This window comes from Enterococcus sp. DIV0546, from assembly GCF_051712785.1.
Taxonomy (GTDB): Bacteria; Bacillota; Bacilli; order Lactobacillales; family Enterococcaceae; genus Enterococcus; species Enterococcus faecalis.
In genome coordinates this window covers 953,237-971,146 of sequence record NZ_JBIOPO010000001.1, presented here as the reverse complement: position 1 = coordinate 971,146, position 17,910 = coordinate 953,237, and the positions used below count along the sequence as shown (strand labels likewise).

At 38.5% G+C, this 17,910-nt stretch carries 20 protein-coding genes; 2 read left to right on the top strand and 18 right to left on the bottom strand.

The window, feature by feature from the left end; all coding sequences use genetic code 11:
* Nucleotides 1-4: 4 nt before the first annotated feature.
* The 11 genes from yycF to IGJ24_RS04680 all read right to left on the bottom strand — a co-directional run bounded on the left by yycF (nt 5) and on the right by IGJ24_RS04680 (nt 10,456).
* On the bottom strand, nt 5-709 hold the full coding sequence (gene yycF / locus IGJ24_RS04730; RefSeq protein ID WP_002357947.1) for a response regulator YycF: 705 nt from the start codon (nt 707-709) through the stop codon (nt 5-7).
* 173 nt (nt 710-882) lie between these two features.
* Nucleotides 883-1,584 (bottom strand): MIP/aquaporin family protein, encoded by a 702-nt coding sequence (locus tag IGJ24_RS04725; protein WP_174125762.1) that lies wholly within the window; start codon nt 1,582-1,584, stop codon nt 883-885.
* A gap of 42 nt (nt 1,585-1,626) precedes the next feature.
* Nucleotides 1,627-2,487, bottom strand: a complete 861-nt coding sequence (locus IGJ24_RS04720; protein WP_002357950.1) for a DegV family protein — start codon at nt 2,485-2,487, stop codon at nt 1,627-1,629.
* Entirely contained in the window at nt 2,480-3,049 is a 570-nt protein-coding gene (locus IGJ24_RS04715; protein ID WP_002357951.1) for a DUF1836 domain-containing protein, read from the bottom strand. The genes IGJ24_RS04720 and IGJ24_RS04715 overlap by 8 nt, the downstream gene beginning before the upstream one ends.
* A 126-nt stretch (nt 3,050-3,175) precedes the next feature.
* The gene (locus tag IGJ24_RS04710; RefSeq protein WP_002382167.1) at nt 3,176-3,829 is read right to left on the bottom strand and encodes a TIGR01906 family membrane protein; all 654 of its coding nucleotides are present in this window, start codon (nt 3,827-3,829) and stop codon (nt 3,176-3,178) included.
* The gene (locus IGJ24_RS04705; RefSeq protein ID WP_002357953.1) at nt 3,817-4,587 is read right to left on the bottom strand and encodes a TIGR01457 family HAD-type hydrolase; all 771 of its coding nucleotides are present in this window, start codon (nt 4,585-4,587) and stop codon (nt 3,817-3,819) included. Before IGJ24_RS04705 ends, IGJ24_RS04710 begins: the two co-directional genes overlap by 13 nt.
* 5 nt (nt 4,588-4,592) lie before the next feature.
* Nucleotides 4,593-5,222, bottom strand: a complete 630-nt coding sequence (locus tag IGJ24_RS04700) for a YutD family protein (protein WP_002357954.1) — start codon at nt 5,220-5,222, stop codon at nt 4,593-4,595.
* A gap of 34 nt (nt 5,223-5,256) precedes the next feature.
* Nucleotides 5,257-6,639 carry a bifunctional metallophosphatase/5'-nucleotidase gene (locus IGJ24_RS04695; protein ID WP_010819926.1) on the bottom strand — a complete coding sequence of 461 codons (1,383 nt, stop codon included), beginning with the start codon at nt 6,637-6,639 and terminating at the stop codon, nt 5,257-5,259.
* Between the two features lie 124 nt (nt 6,640-6,763).
* Nucleotides 6,764-8,452, bottom strand: coding sequence for a ribonuclease J (locus IGJ24_RS04690; protein ID WP_002357956.1), 1,689 nt, complete (start codon nt 8,450-8,452; stop codon nt 6,764-6,766).
* Nucleotides 8,453-8,482: 30 nt separating this feature from the next.
* Nucleotides 8,483-9,355: a 4-hydroxy-tetrahydrodipicolinate synthase gene (gene dapA / locus IGJ24_RS04685; RefSeq protein ID WP_289865583.1), complete on the bottom strand. Its 873-nt coding sequence runs from the start codon at nt 9,353-9,355 to the stop codon at nt 8,483-8,485.
* A 33-nt stretch (nt 9,356-9,388) separates the two neighbouring features.
* Nucleotides 9,389-10,456: an aspartate-semialdehyde dehydrogenase gene (locus tag IGJ24_RS04680; protein WP_289865584.1), complete on the bottom strand. Its 1,068-nt coding sequence runs from the start codon at nt 10,454-10,456 to the stop codon at nt 9,389-9,391.
* Nucleotides 10,457-10,662: 206 nt separating this feature from the next.
* On the opposite strand from IGJ24_RS04680, the gene IGJ24_RS04675 reads away from it, so the two are divergent.
* Both IGJ24_RS04675 and nfsA read left to right on the top strand, forming a co-directional pair.
* A complete protein-coding gene (locus tag IGJ24_RS04675; RefSeq protein WP_002357960.1) occupies nt 10,663-11,121 on the top strand; it encodes an S-ribosylhomocysteine lyase in 459 nt (152 codons plus the stop codon).
* An 84-nt stretch (nt 11,122-11,205) separates the two neighbouring features.
* Nucleotides 11,206-11,940, top strand: a complete 735-nt coding sequence (nfsA, locus tag IGJ24_RS04670; RefSeq protein WP_016626425.1) for an oxygen-insensitive NADPH nitroreductase — start codon at nt 11,206-11,208, stop codon at nt 11,938-11,940.
* 57 nt (nt 11,941-11,997) lie between these two features.
* Here nfsA and IGJ24_RS04665 read toward each other — a convergent pair whose 3' ends face one another.
* The 7 genes from IGJ24_RS04665 to IGJ24_RS04635 all read right to left on the bottom strand — a co-directional run bounded on the left by IGJ24_RS04665 (nt 11,998) and on the right by IGJ24_RS04635 (nt 17,899).
* Nucleotides 11,998-12,246 (bottom strand): YtxH domain-containing protein, encoded by a 249-nt coding sequence (locus IGJ24_RS04665; RefSeq protein ID WP_002357962.1) that lies wholly within the window; start codon nt 12,244-12,246, stop codon nt 11,998-12,000.
* A 90-nt stretch (nt 12,247-12,336) separates the two neighbouring features.
* The gene (gene scrK, locus IGJ24_RS04660) at nt 12,337-13,215 is read right to left on the bottom strand and encodes a fructokinase ScrK (RefSeq protein WP_289865585.1); all 879 of its coding nucleotides are present in this window, start codon (nt 13,213-13,215) and stop codon (nt 12,337-12,339) included.
* A gap of 226 nt (nt 13,216-13,441) precedes the next feature.
* Nucleotides 13,442-13,654, bottom strand: a complete 213-nt coding sequence (locus tag IGJ24_RS04655) for a hypothetical protein (RefSeq protein WP_002357965.1) — start codon at nt 13,652-13,654, stop codon at nt 13,442-13,444.
* Nucleotides 13,647-14,711: a DUF916 and DUF3324 domain-containing protein gene (locus IGJ24_RS04650; protein ID WP_289865586.1), complete on the bottom strand. Its 1,065-nt coding sequence runs from the start codon at nt 14,709-14,711 to the stop codon at nt 13,647-13,649. The genes IGJ24_RS04655 and IGJ24_RS04650 overlap by 8 nt, the downstream gene beginning before the upstream one ends.
* 237 nt (nt 14,712-14,948) lie before the next feature.
* Nucleotides 14,949-15,218, bottom strand: coding sequence for a type B 50S ribosomal protein L31 (locus tag IGJ24_RS04645; protein WP_002357967.1), 270 nt, complete (start codon nt 15,216-15,218; stop codon nt 14,949-14,951).
* A gap of 99 nt (nt 15,219-15,317) precedes the next feature.
* Nucleotides 15,318-16,610: a transcription termination factor Rho gene (rho, locus tag IGJ24_RS04640; protein WP_129193558.1), complete on the bottom strand. Its 1,293-nt coding sequence runs from the start codon at nt 16,608-16,610 to the stop codon at nt 15,318-15,320.
* Nucleotides 16,607-17,899 carry a UDP-N-acetylglucosamine 1-carboxyvinyltransferase gene (locus tag IGJ24_RS04635; RefSeq protein ID WP_002357969.1) on the bottom strand — a complete coding sequence of 431 codons (1,293 nt, stop codon included), beginning with the start codon at nt 17,897-17,899 and terminating at the stop codon, nt 16,607-16,609. The genes rho and IGJ24_RS04635 overlap by 4 nt, the downstream gene beginning before the upstream one ends.
* Nucleotides 17,900-17,910 lie beyond the last annotated feature (11 nt).

Here is a 17,910-nt window from a genome sequence, read left to right as displayed (position 1 = left end):
CTGATTACTCCTGTTCAGGATTTCTTAGATAATAACCAACCCCACGACGAGTAACTAAATACGTTGGATGACTTGGACTATCTTCAATTTTTTCTCTTAAACGACGTACGGTTACGTCCACTGTCCGCACATCACCAAAATAATCATAACCCCAAACGGTTTGTAATAAATGTTCACGAGTCATCACTTGTCCGATATGTTTTGCTAAGTAATAAAGTAACTCAAATTCACGGTGGGTTAATTCAATTTTTTCACCCCGTTTTGAGACCATGTATGCATCAGGATGAATGGTTAAATCACCAATCGTTAATTCAGATTGCGTTGTCACCTCGGCTTCTTTCGCATTGGTTGCACCTCGCCGTAAATTGGCTTTTACACGAGCAACTAATTCACGATTTGAAAATGGTTTCGTTACATAGTCATCGGCTCCTAATTCTAATCCTAAAACCTTATCGATTTCAGAATCTTTGGCAGTCACCATAATGATTGGCATATCATGTGTTTTGCGCACTTCTCGCGCGACTTCTAAGCCATCCATTTTAGGGAGCATTAAGTCTAAAATAATTAAGTCTGGTTCCACTTCTTCCACTTTTTCAAGTGCTTCTTCTCCATCGTAAGCAGTAAATACTTCATATCCTTCTTTAACCAAATTATATTTAACGATCTCTGAAATTGGCTTCTCGTCATCAACTACTAAAATTTTCTTCACAAAGAGACACCTCTTTTTCCTTCTAATCTTATTTGATACTTTCCTATTATACCTTATTTTGATGATGTTTTCATCTTTGGTTAAAAATGCGCCTTTAGGTTCTCCTAGTATAACAAAAAAAGAATCTCTGACAACAATTGACGCTTGTTATCAAAGATTCTTCTTTCGCTAATCTATTCTTCCGTATCTAAGACGAATTTTGCTACAAGAGCGGCTAATAATCCACCAATTAATGGCGCAACGATAAAAATCCACAACTCAGATAACGCTGAACCACCCGCAAAAACGGCTGGCGCGATGCTACGAGCTGGGTTGACAGAAGTACCTGTCAAAGGAATACCGACTAAGTGAATCATTGTTAGTGTTAACCCAATTACGATTCCTGCTAATGAAGCATTGCCTTTCTTAGCACTTGTAACTGTCATGACAACTAAAACAAAAATAAATGTTAAAATAATTTCGACTGTCAATGCACCAGCAACACTTAATTCCCCTACGCCATTTTGACCTAAGTTCTCAATACTTTTACCAGCACCTTTTAGAATGCTTAATAATGCAAATGAGGCAATCAAGCCACCAACAATTTGTCCCACTACATAGTAGATTAATTCCATTGTTGTCATTCGTTTATTAAGCCACATTCCTAGAGAAACAGCTGGATTTAGATGTGCACCTGAAATTGTGCCAATACTATAGGCAGCAGCAACGATTGTTAACCCAAATGCTAAGGCAATCCCCGTTGTTCCAATCCCTTCCATACCATTTCCTAGAACGGCTGTTCCTGTCCCAAAAAAGACAAGAATAAATGTTCCTAAACATTCTGCTATTGCTTTTTTCACAAAAAATTCCCCCTTTGTAGATGAATTGTAACACATTTGTGAAATTTTCAATATAATTTTCGTTGTTTTTTCATTTAATTAATCATTTAATAACTGTATACCAACACCTAAAAGTCCTGGTCCTGTATGAACAACTAATGCCGGACTAATCGTTCCAAAGTAAATTTCTTCTGCTTGTGGAAAAGCCGCTTTCAAGCGTTCCATCATTGCTTTTGCTTCTTCCTCTGCCGCACCGTGAGCGACTGCCAAACGAAAACGGGGTGCCTCACCTATAAAGTTCGTCACCAACTCAAACGTTTTATCAAGACTTTTTTTACGGCCGCGAGACTTAGCCACCGTATAGTAAATGCCTTCTTCATTACAAGAAATAATGGGGTTTAATTTTAGCGCATTCCCTAAAATAGAAGTGACTAAACCAATTCGTCCACCTTTTTGTAAATATTCTAAAGTGGCTACATTAAAAAATACTTTTGCGTTGGCTACTTCTTCTGTTAATTTTTGTTGTAATTCTTGCCATCCTAATCCTGTTTCAATTAATTCTGCTGCTCGTATCGCCTGAATGCCAGCCCCGATACCAATGTTCTTTGTATCTAAAACAAATACATCTAGTCCTTCGGTTTGTTCTCCAAGCAAGCGAACCACATTATACGTTCCACTTAAACCACTAGAAATGGTCACCGCTAAGACTTTTTCGTAACCCGCTTCTTTAATTTTGTCAAAAATAGCTTGGATTGTTGCGCCATCTGGTAATGAAGTACTAGGGATTTCTTTCTCTAAACGTTGATACACTTCTTCTGGTGTAATATCTACCTTATCTGTATAGGTTTTTTCAGGATAAATAATCTGTAAAGGCAAGACATACATGCCGTATTGTTTGACTAATGCCTCTGGAACATCTGTCCCAGAATCAACCAGTAGTGCGATCTTTTCTTTATTCATGTGTCATCTCATCCATTTCTTTTAAGTATTCTTGTTCCAATTCAATCACTTTTTCACTAAACATTTTAGTAGCAAAAGACATTGTCGCTGCTTTTACAGCCAAATATTCAATCCCCATAGGTTCTTGTGATTTGGCCTGAACTTCTTTTTCTTGCGCTTGAGCAGCAATCACATAAATCGCTCGTTCCTGTTCTTGACAAAATAAATTGTACGCTTCACGAATACCAACCGTGGCTCCTTGGAATAAAATGCCTTGCTTAATTTCTGGCAATGTTAACACTTGTTTCAACAACGTAATCGCAATTAAAAACGCTAAATGCTTTTGATTGTAGCGCTTTTTCACTGGGGCCGGGATTAACCCGTGTTTGACATAATTATTAACCATTGAGGACGTTAACAAAGTATGTTTTTCCAGTGTAATCAATGGGGATAAGTATTTTTCTATCAGAGTAATCACTTGATCCATATATAATTCAATGTCTGGTAACTCATGCCATCTTGGCAAATGAACGTTTTCCAATTGTTGGCCCCAATTTTGTAGTGATTTTTCTATCTCGTCCATAAAAACCCTCCTAACCATTTCTAAAAAAGAATATCATACTTTTGACAATTATTCAATCTAGTTTTTAAAACTAGATTGAATAAAAAAGAAAAGCGAGCAATTTTGGAATTGTTCACTTTTCTCTTTTTATTTTTTTAAAGAACGTTTTCCGATTAAAATACCTATCAAAAACAGGCCTTCTAATAAAACAAAAAACAAGATAAAACAATGCATAAAGTAGGCTTCAGGTAAGGCATTGATAATCGGATCAGTCAGCGGATTAAATAACCAAGCATCGTTGTTAAAAAATAATCCATGAAACGCAATAAAAAATTGATCAAAGCCAATCAGCATGAAAAAGCCAAAAAGCACAGGCAAAAACATTCCCCACTGAAATGGCCGTATCAATGTCCATAAACGCTGATTTTTTACCAAATATTTTAAATAAAGGACACTAGGCAACAACGTAACTAGTAATACGCCGTAGCACAATAAAAACAATTTTTTCACTTCATAAAAATGAAAAGCCGCGCTATCAGACATTGGGAAATCAGGAAATACTAATGTTTTTTCAAAAGGATTGTTTAAGTACATCATTAAATGATCGTAATTTTTAATCAAGGTCACACGATCAACCTCTACGTCTTTTAAAATATTTAAGTGTTGGATATCAAAAAGATACAATGGACGAAAATTAATCGTGATCGTGATACTTAAAGCCACAATCGTTAAAAACAAACAAATGAGTCCAAGTGTTTCCCTTAAACGCAATTTCGACCTCATCATACTCAAAAAGTCCATTCATCTAAGGAATCAACAACATAGGTTGGTGGCGTTGGTAAAGTTGGAACAGCTGACTTAGGGGTAAAACCTGATGTAACTAACAAGCTATCAATACCATTTTGAATCCCTGATTGAATATCGGTTTCATAATTATCTCCAACCATAATTACTTGCTCTTTTTCCACGCCTAAATGCGCAATCGCTCGTTCCATGATAATCGCTTTTGGTTTGCCAATATAAACTGGTTTTGTTTGAGTAGCTGTCTCCACAAACGTCACAACTGAACCTGCACCAGGTAATAAGCCTCTTTCTGTCGGAATGTTCTTATCTGGATTGGTCCCAATAAACAACGCCCCTTTTTGAATGGCTAAGGTAGCTAAAACCACTTTTTCGTAAGATAATTCTGTATCAAGTCCCACGACAACATAATCAGGGTTTGTTTCATCCCATTCAAAACCTGCTTCTAAAATTAAGTCAATTAAACCAGCCTCGCCGATGACAAAGACTTTCTTGCCCCGATTGGTTTCTTTCATGTAATCAATCGTCGCTAAAGTCGCTGTATAAACAAGGGATGCTGGGACATGGATATCAAATTCATTTGCTAAACGTTGTGCCACTGTTTCAGGAGATTTAGTGGTATTATTCGTTACAAATAAAAAAGGCAAATCTTTTTCCTGTAACTGCTCGACAAAACGTTTTCCGGCTGGAATTGGTTCTTTTCCTAAATAAATCGTTCCATCTAAATCAATTAAATATCCTTGATAGTCTTTTTTCACTCTGTTTACTCCTCACGTTGACGAATCGTAAAGCCTTTGCCAGATTTTTTGGGACTAGGCTGTTTGGGTGTAGTCGTTTTTTTATTTTCTTCTTTTCGCGTACGAATCACTGGCTTGCTATTTTTATTAGCGGGCGCACTCTTTTCCTCGACAAACGCGTTAGAACGATTATTTTTTTTATGGCGACGACGACGATGCGTTGTTTTTTCTTTACGTTCCCCTGTTCGTTCAATTACAAAATAGGCACAGCCAAAATTACAATATTCATACAAATAGTCTTCTAGTGTATCAATGCGTTGATCCGGCGCTGCCCGACGATTAGAAGTATCAAAAAAACCACGCAAGCGTAACTGTTCATAGCCCCAGTCTCCTACGATATAATCATAACGCGCTAATACTTCACTAAACCGTTCACCCAAGCGTTCAGGATCAAAAGCATCACGATGATTTTTAACAATTCGGTACTCTCTTTCACCAATTTGAATATCTGTTTCATTCACAATGGTGACAATTTCCCCTTTTTTCTTTTCTTTTACAGGTTCTTCTTTTATTTCTTCAAGAACTGCTGTTAGTTCTTCTGTAAAGGTTGCAGCAGTTTCTGTTTCTTTTTTTTCGGTTGTCTTTTTGTCTGTCATTTTTTCACCACCTAGTTTTTATTATACCTTGTTTTTATTTGATTGGATAGTGGGCATGCAGATAGTTCGCCACGACAGTTCTTAAAACGTCTGGAAATAAAAATTCGACTTCTCCAACTAACTCAATCGTTGGGAAAAACGGAACAAATTGAAAGTGATCCACTGTTGTCAGCGTATATTTCTGCTCTGGCTGAATAGGTTTCCCTTGCCAAAAAACGGTCTGGCCATTTTGCTCAAAACGAATCCCATCATAACATAATTCGCCAAAAATTTTCCCGCGGAAGCCCATCCCGCGAATCGGAAATTTCCGCAGAAATTGACGACTTTTTTCCATTTCACGAATCAAACGGCTCATGTCTGACCCTTTCAAGGTAACCTTGATTAAATGCATTGGATGAGGCAAGGCCTCATGTAATTGGTCTGCATTGATTATTCCTTCTGGTAAATCTGCTAAAAATAACCCGTTGTTCAACACAGCCGCTTCGGTCTGCCCCGCTTCTTTTAACGCCTTCAAGGCAACAGTTATAAAGGCATGCGGTTGCCGTAAGTCCGTTGACAAGGTTTCAGGGATTTGTGCAATTTGCTGCGCTTGCAATAGTCGATGACCTTCCGTTAAGTAACCCGCAATTTCCTTGGCATCAGTTGCTTGCTCTTCTAAACTTGCTGTTTCCATCGTTTTTGCATAACTTGTGACTTGCTTCGTGTTGGCATCCACAAACAGATGCACTTCACCAATATACTGTCCATATTTGCCAGCAGCTGCTAGTTGCACATGATTAATTTTTTCACCATCTTTAAATAAATGATGTGTATGGGAACCTAAAATCACTTGAATTTCAGGATAATTCGCCGCAATCATAAAATCAGTATCTATCCCCAAGTGACTAAGCAAAATGAGAACATCACATTGAGGCGCAACTTCTGTAATCAGTTGAGGAAGGACTGCTTCCACTTGTTTGATTGTCCAGCCATTGGGATTATACGTTAAAGGAAATGGTGCGGTTAAGCCAATAAACCCTAACTTTGTGCCTTCTTTAGTTGTCATAATTTTATATGCTTGACAAAAATCTGGTAACGTTTGGGTTTTTGGGTCTTCTAAATTAGCTAAGACCACTTCAAATGTTGCCTGATCATATAAATGCTCTAATTGTTTCTTTGAATTGCCGATTCCTTCATTATTTCCAATTGTAACCAGGTCATACGCCAATGTATTCATTATAGCTACATTTGCTCGACCATCTGTTGCTTCGGTCAAAGGATGACACCGATCTGAAAAGTCACCTAAATCAATGGTTACGACTGTTTTGCCCTCTTTTTGGTACAGCGAACGTTTGGCTTTAACCAGACGCCGTATTTTGGGCCAATTTTCAAAGTGAGAATGAAGATCATTGCTATGGAACAACACAATCTCTTCCACTAAAATCGCCTCCTTTATTCAGCGCTCTGATTAATAGTACCATATTTATAGAAGAAAGTTACAAAAAAGAACAGATGACTTTAGAAGAATTTCTCCTAAAATCACCTGCTTTTATCGGGACGAACTATGCGTTATTTTTGGGACGCTTGCGTTGCGTCGCTTCCATGATAACTGGTAAGATCACAGGACGACGTTTGGTTTGTTCAAATAAATAACGGCTTAAGTTTTCGCGGATTTCTTGTTTCAGTTTGCTCCATTCAAAATCGTCACTTTCTAAATGTTTTTCAACAATTTCTGTAACAATATTGCTACTTTCTTTCATTAGGTCTTTACTTGTTTTAACGTAAACAAAACCTCTAGAAGTAATTTTAGCTGGTGAAACAATTCGTTTTTCTCGGCGATTAATTGTCACAACAGCCACAAAAATACCATCTTCGGAAAGAATACGACGATCTCGTAAAACGATATTACCAATATCGCCGACACCAATCCCGTCAATCATAATATTTTCGGCCGTTGTGCTGCCAGCTACCGACATTCTACCTTTTGTATACTCTAAAATGTCCCCACGACCTGTAATAAAGATATCTTTATAAGGCATGCCAATTTCGTGTGCTAAGTCCGCATGCGCAGCTAACTGACGGTATTCACCTTGGACAGGAATGAAATATTTTGGTTTCATTAAGTTCAGCATCAATTGCAAGTCATTCGGATTAGCGTGACCAGACACACGTAAATTGTCGGAAATTTGCTTCACCGTAGCACCGGCCCGATAGACAATATCCTCTGTTTTGGCAACCGTTGTTTCCATGGCCGTTGTCGGCGTTGTCGTAATATAAACTAAATCGCCTTCTTCAATTCGAACGACACCATGTGTATTATTAGCCATTTTTTGAAGTGACTTAATAGGTTCTCCCATCCGGCCTGTTTCTAAAATTAATAACTGTTCGGGTGCATATTTTTTCATTTCTTTTGGTTTCACTAATAGATCTTCGCTTGGCAATTGTAATTTTTCCAATTTCATCGCCGTCCGAATAATCCGTTCAAAATCTTGGCCTGTCAAAACGACTTTACGACCAGAACGATCCGCTGCATTCAATACTTGTTGGACCCGTTGCAAATTACTTGCCACACATGCCACGATGATTCGTCCTTCCCAATAGCGAATCGTGTCGAACACTTCATCAGCGATTTGGGCTTCCGATGCAACTTGGGCTGGGTTTTCAGCATTTGATGAATCACTAAGTAACGCCAAGACGCCTTCTTTCCCAATTTCAGCTAAGCGGCCGTAATCGGTTTGATACATCTCAATCGCACTTTGATCAAATTTAAAATCACCAGTATAAACAATGTTGCCTTCTTTAGTTTTGATGCTAACGCCAATCGAATCTGGAATGGTGTGCGTTGTTTTAAAGAAGCTCACCGTTGCTTGACCAAAATCAATTTCTGTATGCGGGTCAATCACATGGAAATCTTTAAATTTCTTCGTTTCCGCATGACTGTTGACACTTAGTTTTGCTAGTTCAATCGTTAATTCTGTCCCAAAAACAGGCACTTGAATTTTTGAAAGCAAATACGGTAAGGCCCCAATTGCATCTGCATGGCCATGTGTTAAAAAGACCCCTGCAATTCGTTCACTATTTTCTTCTAAATACGTAAAATCCGGAATGACAACGTCAATTCCTAAAAGTTCGTTCTCTGGATATTGTAATCCACAATCCAGTACAAAAATTTCATCTTCCACTTCAGCAACGTACATATTTTTTCCATTTTCACGAACGCCGCCTAATGGAACGATTTTTATTGTACTCACTCTTTTCACCTCTCTATGATTACACGTTCTTTAAATCTCTAACGTGCGAATAATTCTTTGCTCTTCTTCTGGTGTACAAGCAACTAGAGGTAAACGTAAATTTCCAACAGGAATACCTAAATGATTTAAGGCCGCTTTCACGGGTGCCGGCGAAGGCACTGAAAACAATGCGTTCATTTTTGGTAATAACTGTCGTTGAATTTTAGCCGCTTCCGGCAAGTTCCACTGCTCCAGCGCTTGATACATCTCATACATTGACGAACCGAAGACATGACTGGCTACCGAAATAACCCCTTGTCCGCCAAGTGCCTTGGTGGCAAAAGCCAACCCGTCTTCTCCAGTATACACTAGAAAGTCTTTTGGCGCTCTTTCAATCAACTCAGTAATTGCATCTAACCCTGCACATTCTTTAATCGCCACAATTTTTTCCAATTGTGCTAAGCGCAAAGTAGTTTCCACCTCTAGAGATGCAGCCGTTCTACCAGGAACATTATACAAAATAATTGGCAGTTCACTTGCTTCTGCGATGGTTTTAAAATGTTGATACATACCTTCTTGATTTGGTTTATTATAATAAGGAACAACCGCTAAAACAGCATCAATACCAGCGATTGTCGCTAACTCTTTCACAAAAGCGACTGAGTCACGTGTATCATTTGTACCCACACCACAAATAATCGGAATACGTCCATCGATCAGTTCAATAATTCGCTGGAATAATTGTAATTCTTCTTCATGAGTTAACGTGGGTGATTCACCAGTTGTTCCTGCTAAAATAACGCCTTCTGTATGATTGGCCAATAAATAGTCTACCAATTGCGGCAGTTTACCAAAATCTATTTCTCCCGATTCTTGAAACGGCGTAACCATTGCCGTAATAATTGTTGCATTCGTTAAATCCATCCTATTCCCTCCCGAGTATACAATACAAACCTTCTAGTCGTTTTCAGGTACACGAAGTAAATTCATTTCGTGTAGCGTTTCAGCAATTTGGACCGAGTTCCAAGCAGCTCCTTTTAATAGGTTGTCTGACACAATCCATAAATGGAAACCGTTCTTCACGTCAACGTCTTGACGAATACGGCCGACAAATGTTTCTTTCTGGTTGACGCTATTTAGCGCTTGTGGATATAGTTGTTCACTTGGCTCATCTTGCAAAATTACACCTGGAGCTTGCGCCATTAATTCTTGGATGGCTGAGACCGATGCATCTGCTTGTTTCACTTCTATATAAACAGATTCAGAATGTCCTGAAATTACCGGAATACGGACACAGGTGGCAACGACTTTTAGCTTGTTGTCTCCCATGATTTTTTTTGTTTCATTCATCATTTTCCATTCTTCGTAGGTATACCCTGCTTCTGAAAAAACATCAATTTGAGGTAACGCATTAAAAGCAATTGGATAATGTTTTTTGTCACTGCCAGCTGGCAAAATTTCAGCTGACCATTCGCTGACAGGTTTTCCCTCTAAAAAATCTTTGGCTTGTTCTTTTAGCTCATTAATTGCACGGATACCTGCGCCACTCACAGCTTGATACGTTGAAACGATGATTCGTTCTAAGCCAAACGCTTGCCGAATTGGTTCCAAGGCCACCATCATTTGAATCGTAGAACAATTGGGATTTGCGATAATTCCCTGATGATTTTTCAAGGCTTCCGAGTTCACTTCTGGAACAACTAAAGGAACATCTTTTGCCATTCTAAAATGGCTAGTGTTGTCAACAACGACAGCTCCGCGCTTAACTGCTTCTGGTGCAAACTTTTCGGAAATACTCCCACCAGCACTAAATAATGCTAAATCGATTCCTTCAAATGATTCCGGGACTAATTCTTCCACGATAAGAGGTTGCCCTTTAAACTGAATCTCTTGTCCAGCAGAACGCTTAGACGCCAATAACCTCACACTGGCAATTGGCAAACTTGTTTCTGCTAACAATTCAATCATTCTTGTCCCGACAGCACCTGTTGCTCCTACCACGGCAACATGATATTCTTTTCCCATATTTTCATACTCCCCTCTTACCTTCTTGTAAAAGCTACTTGTCCTATTTTACCATAGTATTGAAAAAACCTACATAGTCAAAAAAATGATTTTTTGATTTTCCCATGATATTTTAAAACTATTACCCATCAAAGGACTATCCATTGACTTTTGACTTAAATTTGTTATAGTTAAAACGAATTTAATTATAAAGGGAGCGAAATTTCATGGCACGCGTAGAAAGTTTTGAATTAGATCACAACACAGTAAAAGCACCATATGTTCGCCTTGCTGGCACAGAACAAAATGGTGATGCGTTAGTCGAAAAATATGACTTACGTTTCTTACAACCAAACAAAGATGCCCTACCAACAGGCGCATTACACACGTTGGAACATTTATTAGCAGTTAACATGCGTGATGAATTAAAAGGAATCATTGACATTTCGCCAATGGGTTGCCGCACTGGTTTTTATATGATTATGTGGGATCAACATTCACCACAAGAAATCCGTGATGCATTAGTCAACGTTTTAAACAAAGTAATCAATACAGAAGTTGTTCCAGCAGTCTCTGCAAAAGAGTGTGGAAACTACAAAGATCATTCTTTATTTGCAGCGAAAGAATACGCAAAAATCGTCTTAGACCAAGGAATTAGTTTAGATCCATTTGAACGTATTCTGTAATCTTTAGCAATTAACGACAGAGAAACCCACTATTAAGCTTGTGGGTTTTTCTGTTCTCTTTCTTAATTTAAACGGAGGTTTTTTATGAATCAAACAATCGAACAATTACTAAGTCACCGTTCCGTTCGTCATTTTAAAAAGCAAGCGTTAACGGACAAGCAGAAACAACAGTTAATTACTGCAGCTCAAGCAGGGTCAAGCTCCAATTTTTTACAAGCTTATACAATTATAGAAATCAAAGATCCTGAGCTACGCAGAGAATTGGGACGTTTAGCGAATTGTGAAGACTATGTTGTTAACACTGGTGTGTTCTATGTTTTTGTTGCTGATTTGTATCGTCATGCAACGATTTTGTCAAAAGAGGGGCAATCATTAGAACCCTTAAAGACACCAGAATCATTATTAGTAGCTGCCGTTGATACAACGATTGCTGCGCAAAACATGGCCATTGCGGCTGAATCTATGGATTTAGGGATTTGTTATATTGGCGGCATTCGAAATGACTTAGACACAGTAGCCCAACGCTTATCTTTGCCTGAATTAACTGTACCACTTTTTGGATTAACAATCGGTGTACCAGAAACGTTAAATGGTGTAAAACCACGGATGCCTTTTGAAAATATTTTAAGCGAAAATCGCTACCAATCAGACAAATTGACAGATATGCACGCGTACGATGAATTATTAAAAGATTACTATGCCAGCCGCTCAAGTAACGCCCAAACAGCGGATTGGTCACAGAAGTCTTTGTCCTATTTTTCTTATAATCGTCGCCCAGAAGTAAAAATTTTCTTGCAAAAACAAGGATTTGATGTCTAAACAAAAGAGGGTGGGCTTACGTTGAAATAACGTAAGCCCACCCTCTTTTGTTAATTTTTATTTATCTTTACTAAATTTGTCTTTTAAGTCTTCAAAGCCTTCTTTAACTTTATCAGTTAATTTTTCAGCGCCTTCTTTAAGGTCGTCGCCGGCATCACGTGCTTTGTCTTTTACGTCAGCAAAGGTTGATTGAGCTTTTCCTTCAAGTTCTTTGCCTTTATCATCCGTAACTTTGCCTTGCGCTTCTTTTGCAGTACCTTCTACTTTATCTTTTGCATCGTCAAAACGTCCTTTTAAATCTGCCATGCTAATCCCTCCTAAATAATTAATTACATAATAAGAGTATCATTCTTAGCCATTTCCTTCAAATATAATGCATGAACTACGAATAAATGGTTAATTTTGAGCCATTAAAGCTTTTTTTGCCAAGGCAAAGCAACCAATTGTTCCTGGATTATCTTCTAAAAGAGGCGTCACCAAGTATTTTTCTAAAGGCGGTGTTTCCACGTATCCATTGACTAATTCAGCAAATTTTTCACGAACTTTCGGCATCAAATGACGTTGTTTCATGACGCCGCCGCCTAAAATGATCACTTCTGGCGCTAATAATAAAGTAGTATTGTACGCTGCTTGCGCTAAATAATAAGCTTCTAGTTCCCAAGTTTTATGATCCTCTTCCAATAAATGACCTTTTTTACCAGAACGACCTTCAACTGCTGGTCCTGCTGCAATCCCTTCTAAACAATCTCCATGATAAGGACAATTTCCTGCATACGTATCTTCAGGATGACGACGGACTAACGCATGCCCCATTTCTGGGTGGCTAAAGCCTTCAATAAACTCACCGTTTTGAATCGCTCCAGCGCCAACACCAGTTCCAATTGTATAATATACACAACTAGATGTATGTTGCCCATTTCCAGCAACATACTCACCATATGCCGCAGCATTCACATCCGTTGTCCAAGCCATTGGCACATCAAAATGTTGTTTCATAGTCCCTAACAAGTCAAAGTTACGCCAAGCTAATTTTGGTGTAGAAGTGATATAACCATACGTAGGAGAATCAACGTGAATATCAATCGGACCAAACGAACCAATCCCAATCGCTTTTAAAGGATATTGTTGGAAAAATTCTATTACTTTTTTCATTGTTTCTTCTGGGGTTGTTGTGGGAAAACTGACACGTTCCATAATGGTCAAATCATCTGTCCCAACGCCACATACAAATTTTGTGCCACCGGCTTCGATACTTCCTAAAAGTTTTTCTGTCATTGCAATATGCTCCTTCGTTTCCATTTTATAAGTAAGCGGATACATTACTTTTGATTAAATAACTAACATACACGTTTAGTTTACCACTTTTTTTCCGTTTCGACAGAACAATTTAACAATTTCAGTCAGGTTGCCCAATGAAATCTGGCAAGTTGCTAAAGAGCATTTTCCTAAAACAAAAAAACGAGCATTCACGGTTATCTAACAATGAATGCTCGTTTTTTGTTTATTGGTTCTTTAGCGAAAAATATAACAATAGTCCGATTGTAATCCACCCACCACTAAGTAAAAGCATTAACCAACTCAAAAGCGTTTCTTTTAGAATACTTCTGGGTTCTTTTGCATGCTGAATAAAACTCATACTAGTCAGCAAAGAAAAGAGGAAAAACATAAAACAAATGACCGCTAAACCGCCAGACAACCAAAACCAACTAGCCATTATTCTCACTCTCCTTTTCGCTTGTTTTTTGATAATTATTGCGCCAAATGACACTATAAATTGCCCCAATTGTGATTACTAACAACGTGTAGAAAGTCGGTAACCACCATGTAGGTAGGACCCATTTGACCGTAGCTTCTTGATTCAATTTTTTTGCTTCACGAGTGTTAATCGTAAATTCTTGTTGAAAAGGCCAAGACTGTTGTTCATCTTGTTGTAAAATAGCACGTCCTGTAAATATATAAGTCCCAGCATCTAGCGGTTGTTTACCCAAATCAAGATGAAAATTCATGGAACTATTTGGGGCAAAGCGAACATTTTTTAGTGTCCGTTGTGCAATTTTTTTAGAGGATCCTTTTTTTATCACTTGACCTTCTAAACGAACCTCTGGAAAAATAGCAGCATACGGATTTTGAATGACCGCCTTTAGCGATTTGGCCCCTAAAGCAATTGTAGGTGTTACTTTCGCTAATTTCAGTTGGTTCACCTCTGTTAAAGGAGCATTCTCAGCACTCCTCATGGCAATCGCAACATTAAACCCGTAGCGACTGGTTAATCCCGTTGTTTGGTTCTCTCCCTCTGTTTTTTCATCTTTGAGATGCGCATAAACCCCGCCTAAAACAACTCCTTTGATAGGCTGATCAAGTCCCTTCACCTTCATCTTTGCTGATACTGTTTGATGAGGCGGCACACTCACTTCCTCATTTTCTAAAGTAACCAAGTCTGTCAGCGGAACCTTTAACGATGAATCAAGTGGTTTATCAAAATCATTGTACACAATCAACCCATTATCATTTGTTGATGCATTTGCTAGAGTCAATACGATGGACAATTTTTCGTCTGTCTTATTTTTTATATCTAAGACAATAGTGGAAGATTGCTTTGGTGCCAGAATTAAATCATAATAACTTGATGTTCCTGACACTTGATTTTCTGGTAAAACAGGCGTTACTGTAAATTTAGTCTTCATTTCTTCTGTAGCTTCTACTTTTGGAACAATAATAAAAAATGTGAAAAACAGAAATAGACAGAAAACACCGACTTTTTTTCTACTCATTTCTTCAAGATCTCCTTTATAAAGCTGAATGTACCTACTAGTCTAACAAATCAGCGAAACAATGCTGATCAATCTTTGTCCTTTGGGAAGGATAATCTTGAAAAGAAAGAGGAAAAGATTGGTAAGTTGCTTTATTTCTTTTCTCTGAATTAAAACTACATATTTAACGCAAAAATAGAGGTTTCCCACCACAGTGGAAAACCTCTATAAACCTTGTCATAACAATGTTTTGAAAGACTATGCGTCTGGATTTGCGTTTTCGTCTTTGAGACCGTATTTTTTGTTGAAACGGTCCACACGTCCGTCGGCTTGTGTGAATTTTTGACGACCAGTGTAGAATGGGTGTGAGTCTGAAGTAACCTCAACACGTAATAATGGATAAGTGTTGCCATCTTCCCATTCAACAGTTTCTGAAGATCCTTTAGTTGAACCTGAAAGGAATTTGAAACCTGTTGTTGAATCCATGAATACTACTGGTTGGTAATTTGGATGGATATCTTGTTTCATACGTTTTTTCGCTCCTTTGCCCTGATCCATTTGCTGTATCAGAGTTATTTTGTCGGTATACAACAATGCTATCTTACCATGTTTTCAGTTGGTATGCAATTATCTTTTTGGATTTCTTTTAATTTGTTTGCCAAACGAAACATCATGGAAAACTTCAAATAATTGTTGATTATTTTGGGTTCGTTTCAACATTTTTATGAATTGATCCGTATATTCCAGCGAGTCTCCTGACATATTATTTCTCAATTTCCACGTTTCTTCTAGTTGTTCTGGTGTCATTAACAACTCTTCTTTTCGCGTACTTGATTTTTTAATATCAATTGCTGGGAAAATACGGCGCTCTGCTAATTCACGAGATAAATGGAGCTCCATGTTGCCTGTGCCTTTGAATTCTTCATAGATGACATCATCCATTCGGCTACCTGTATCCACCAATGCCGTGGCTAAAATAGTCAGACTGCCCCCTTCTTCGATATTTCTGGCAGCACCAAAAAATCGTTTAGGTTTGAAAAACGCAGCTGGATCTATTCCGCCACTTAAGGTTCGACCACTAGGCGGGACCACTAAATTATAGGCCCTTGCTAAACGAGTGATGCTGTCCATTAAAATAACTACGTTCCGTTTGTCTTCAACTAAGCGCATTGCTCGATCCAGAACCAATTCAGCAACTCGCGTATGATTTTGTGGTTGTTGATCAAAAGTTGAAGAAACCACATCTCCTTTAACGCTTCGCTCTAAATCAGTCACTTCTTCAGGACGCTCGTCAATTAACAACAGAATCAATTCCACATCAGGATGATTTTCTGTAATCCCATTAGCAATTTCCTTTAAAACACTTGTTTTTCCCGCTTTTGGCGGCGCTACAATTAAACCACGTTGCCCAAAACCAATTGGTGCAAATACATCAATCATTCGTGTTGATAATCTGCCAGCCGTTGTTTCTAACGTTAATTGTTTTTCAGGATACAACGGTGTTAGCGCTGGAAAATGTGGCCGCTCTTTCGCTTCTTCAGGATCTTTCCCATTGACACTTTCAACATGCATGAGTCCATAGTAACGTTCTGATTCCTTTGGCGGACGCGCCTTGCCAGCTACTTTGTCCCCATTTCTCAATCCGAAACGACGAATTTGAGAAGAAGAAATATAAATGTCTTCTGCACTTGGTCCATAATTAATTGGCCGCAAAAAGCCATAACCATCCTGAGAAACAATATCTAAAATTCCTTCCATGAAGAAAAACCCTTGCTTCTCAGCTTGTGCACGAATCACAGCTAAAGACAATTCTTTTTTGTTCATTTGGCTATAATAAGGAATTTTAAACTCTTTCGCGTACGCATAAATATCTTTTAACGTACTGTTTTCCAATTCAGCCATTGTTAAATAGTCGCTCATTGATCCACCTCAAACGGACCTTCTTGTTCTTCGGTTTCTAGCATTTGAATATCAGCACCCAAAGCAGTTAACTTTTCGATAATGTGGTCGTACCCACGTAAAATATATTCTACATTATAAATCGTGGTCGTACCTTCAGCCATCAAGCCGGCAGTGACTAGGCAAGCGCCTGCCCGTAAATCAGAGGCGACTACTTCTGCACCATGTAATTGATTTGGACCATTTAAAATAATCATATTGCCTTCAACCGAAGCATCGGCCCCCATCCGCACCAACTCAGGAATATGCTTATTTCGTTGAGCATAAATTGTATCAATAATTTCACCAGTTCCTTGCGCTTTTAAAAGTAATGGCGTTAACGGTTGTTGCAAGTCTGTGGCAAACCCAGGATACGGATAGGTTTTCACCGTCGTCATTTTCAGATCATGTGACGGATGAACTTCAATCATGTCTTCTTCAATTGTCATCTTAACGCCCATTTCTTGCAATTTCGCAATGAAGCTTTCTAAATGCTCATAAATAACATTTCGAACTTTGATTCCTTCACCCATAGCTGCTGCCATAGCTAAATAAGTCCCAGCTTCAATTCGATCTGGAATAATCGAGTGACGACAACCATGTAATTCTTCGACACCTTCAATCCGAATAACGTCCGTTCCAGCTCCTCGAACTTTTGCACCCATGTTATTTAATAATGTAGCAATATCAATAATTTCTGGCTCACGCGCAGCATTTTCAATAATCGTTTTGCCTTTGGCTTTAACTGCGGCTAACATGACATTGATTGTAGCGCCAATAGATACCATATCCATAAAAATTCGTGTTCCTTGTAAGCCAGCTTCGTCTGTTCTCAAGTACATCGCCCCATGTTCGTTGGTTACATGAGCGCCTAATGCTTCAAATCCTTTGATATGTAAATCAATTGGACGAGGTCCTAAGTAACAACCGCCAGGTAAGCCGACAACGCCTTCCCCAAATCGACCAAGAAGTGAGCCCATAAAATAATAGGACGCACGTAAGCTATTGATTTTTCCTTTTGGCATTGGCACAGAAACAACTTCTGTTGGATCAATAATTAATGTATTATTTTCAAAAGTAATTTTAGCACCCATAATTTCTAAAATTTCAATTAATGAGTGAACATCCTGAATGTCAGGAACGCCATCTAAAGTCACGGGCGAATCTGCTAAAATAGCAGCTGGAATTAAAGCGACTACACTATTTTTGGCGCCGCTAATGGTTACTTCGCCCTTTAATGGACGATTCCCATTGATTACGATTTTTTTCATTTATATTCTCA

Coding starts and splice junctions, on each gene's coding strand:
- rho (WP_129193558.1), bottom strand. CDS start 16,610: ATGAGCGACTATTTAACAATGGCTGAATTGGAAAACAGTACGTTAAAA.
- IGJ24_RS04655 (WP_002357965.1), bottom strand. CDS start 13,654: ATGGCTAGTTGGTTTTGGTTGTCTGGCGGTTTAGCGGTCATTTGTTTT.
- IGJ24_RS04715 (WP_002357951.1), bottom strand. CDS start 3,049: ATGGACGAGATAGAAAAATCACTACAAAATTGGGGCCAACAATTGGAA.
- dapA (WP_289865583.1), bottom strand. CDS start 9,355: ATGGATTTAACGAATGCAACAATTATTACGGCAATGGTTACGCCGTTT.
- IGJ24_RS04650 (WP_289865586.1), bottom strand. CDS start 14,711: ATGAGTAGAAAAAAAGTCGGTGTTTTCTGTCTATTTCTGTTTTTCACA.
- IGJ24_RS04635 (WP_002357969.1), bottom strand. CDS start 17,899: ATGAAAAAAATCGTAATCAATGGGAATCGTCCATTAAAGGGCGAAGTA.
- IGJ24_RS04645 (WP_002357967.1), bottom strand. CDS start 15,218: ATGAAACAAGATATCCATCCAAATTACCAACCAGTAGTATTCATGGAT.
- IGJ24_RS04720 (WP_002357950.1), bottom strand. CDS start 2,487: ATGAATAAAGAAAAGATCGCACTACTGGTTGATTCTGGGACAGATGTT.
- IGJ24_RS04725 (WP_174125762.1), bottom strand. CDS start 1,584: ATGTGTTACAATTCATCTACAAAGGGGGAATTTTTTGTGAAAAAAGCA.
- IGJ24_RS04710 (WP_002382167.1), bottom strand. CDS start 3,829: ATGGACTTTTTGAGTATGATGAGGTCGAAATTGCGTTTAAGGGAAACA.
- scrK (WP_289865585.1), bottom strand. CDS start 13,215: ATGACAGAAAAACTTTTAGGAAGTATCGAAGCCGGTGGCACAAAATTT.
- IGJ24_RS04680 (WP_289865584.1), bottom strand. CDS start 10,456: ATGGGAAAAGAATATCATGTTGCCGTGGTAGGAGCAACAGGTGCTGTC.
- IGJ24_RS04665 (WP_002357962.1), bottom strand. CDS start 12,246: ATGGCAGATTTAAAAGGACGTTTTGACGATGCAAAAGATAAAGTAGAA.
- IGJ24_RS04675 (WP_002357960.1), top strand. CDS start 10,663: ATGGCACGCGTAGAAAGTTTTGAATTAGATCACAACACAGTAAAAGCA.
- nfsA (WP_016626425.1), top strand. CDS start 11,206: ATGAATCAAACAATCGAACAATTACTAAGTCACCGTTCCGTTCGTCAT.
- IGJ24_RS04700 (WP_002357954.1), bottom strand. CDS start 5,222: ATGACAGACAAAAAGACAACCGAAAAAAAAGAAACAGAAACTGCTGCA.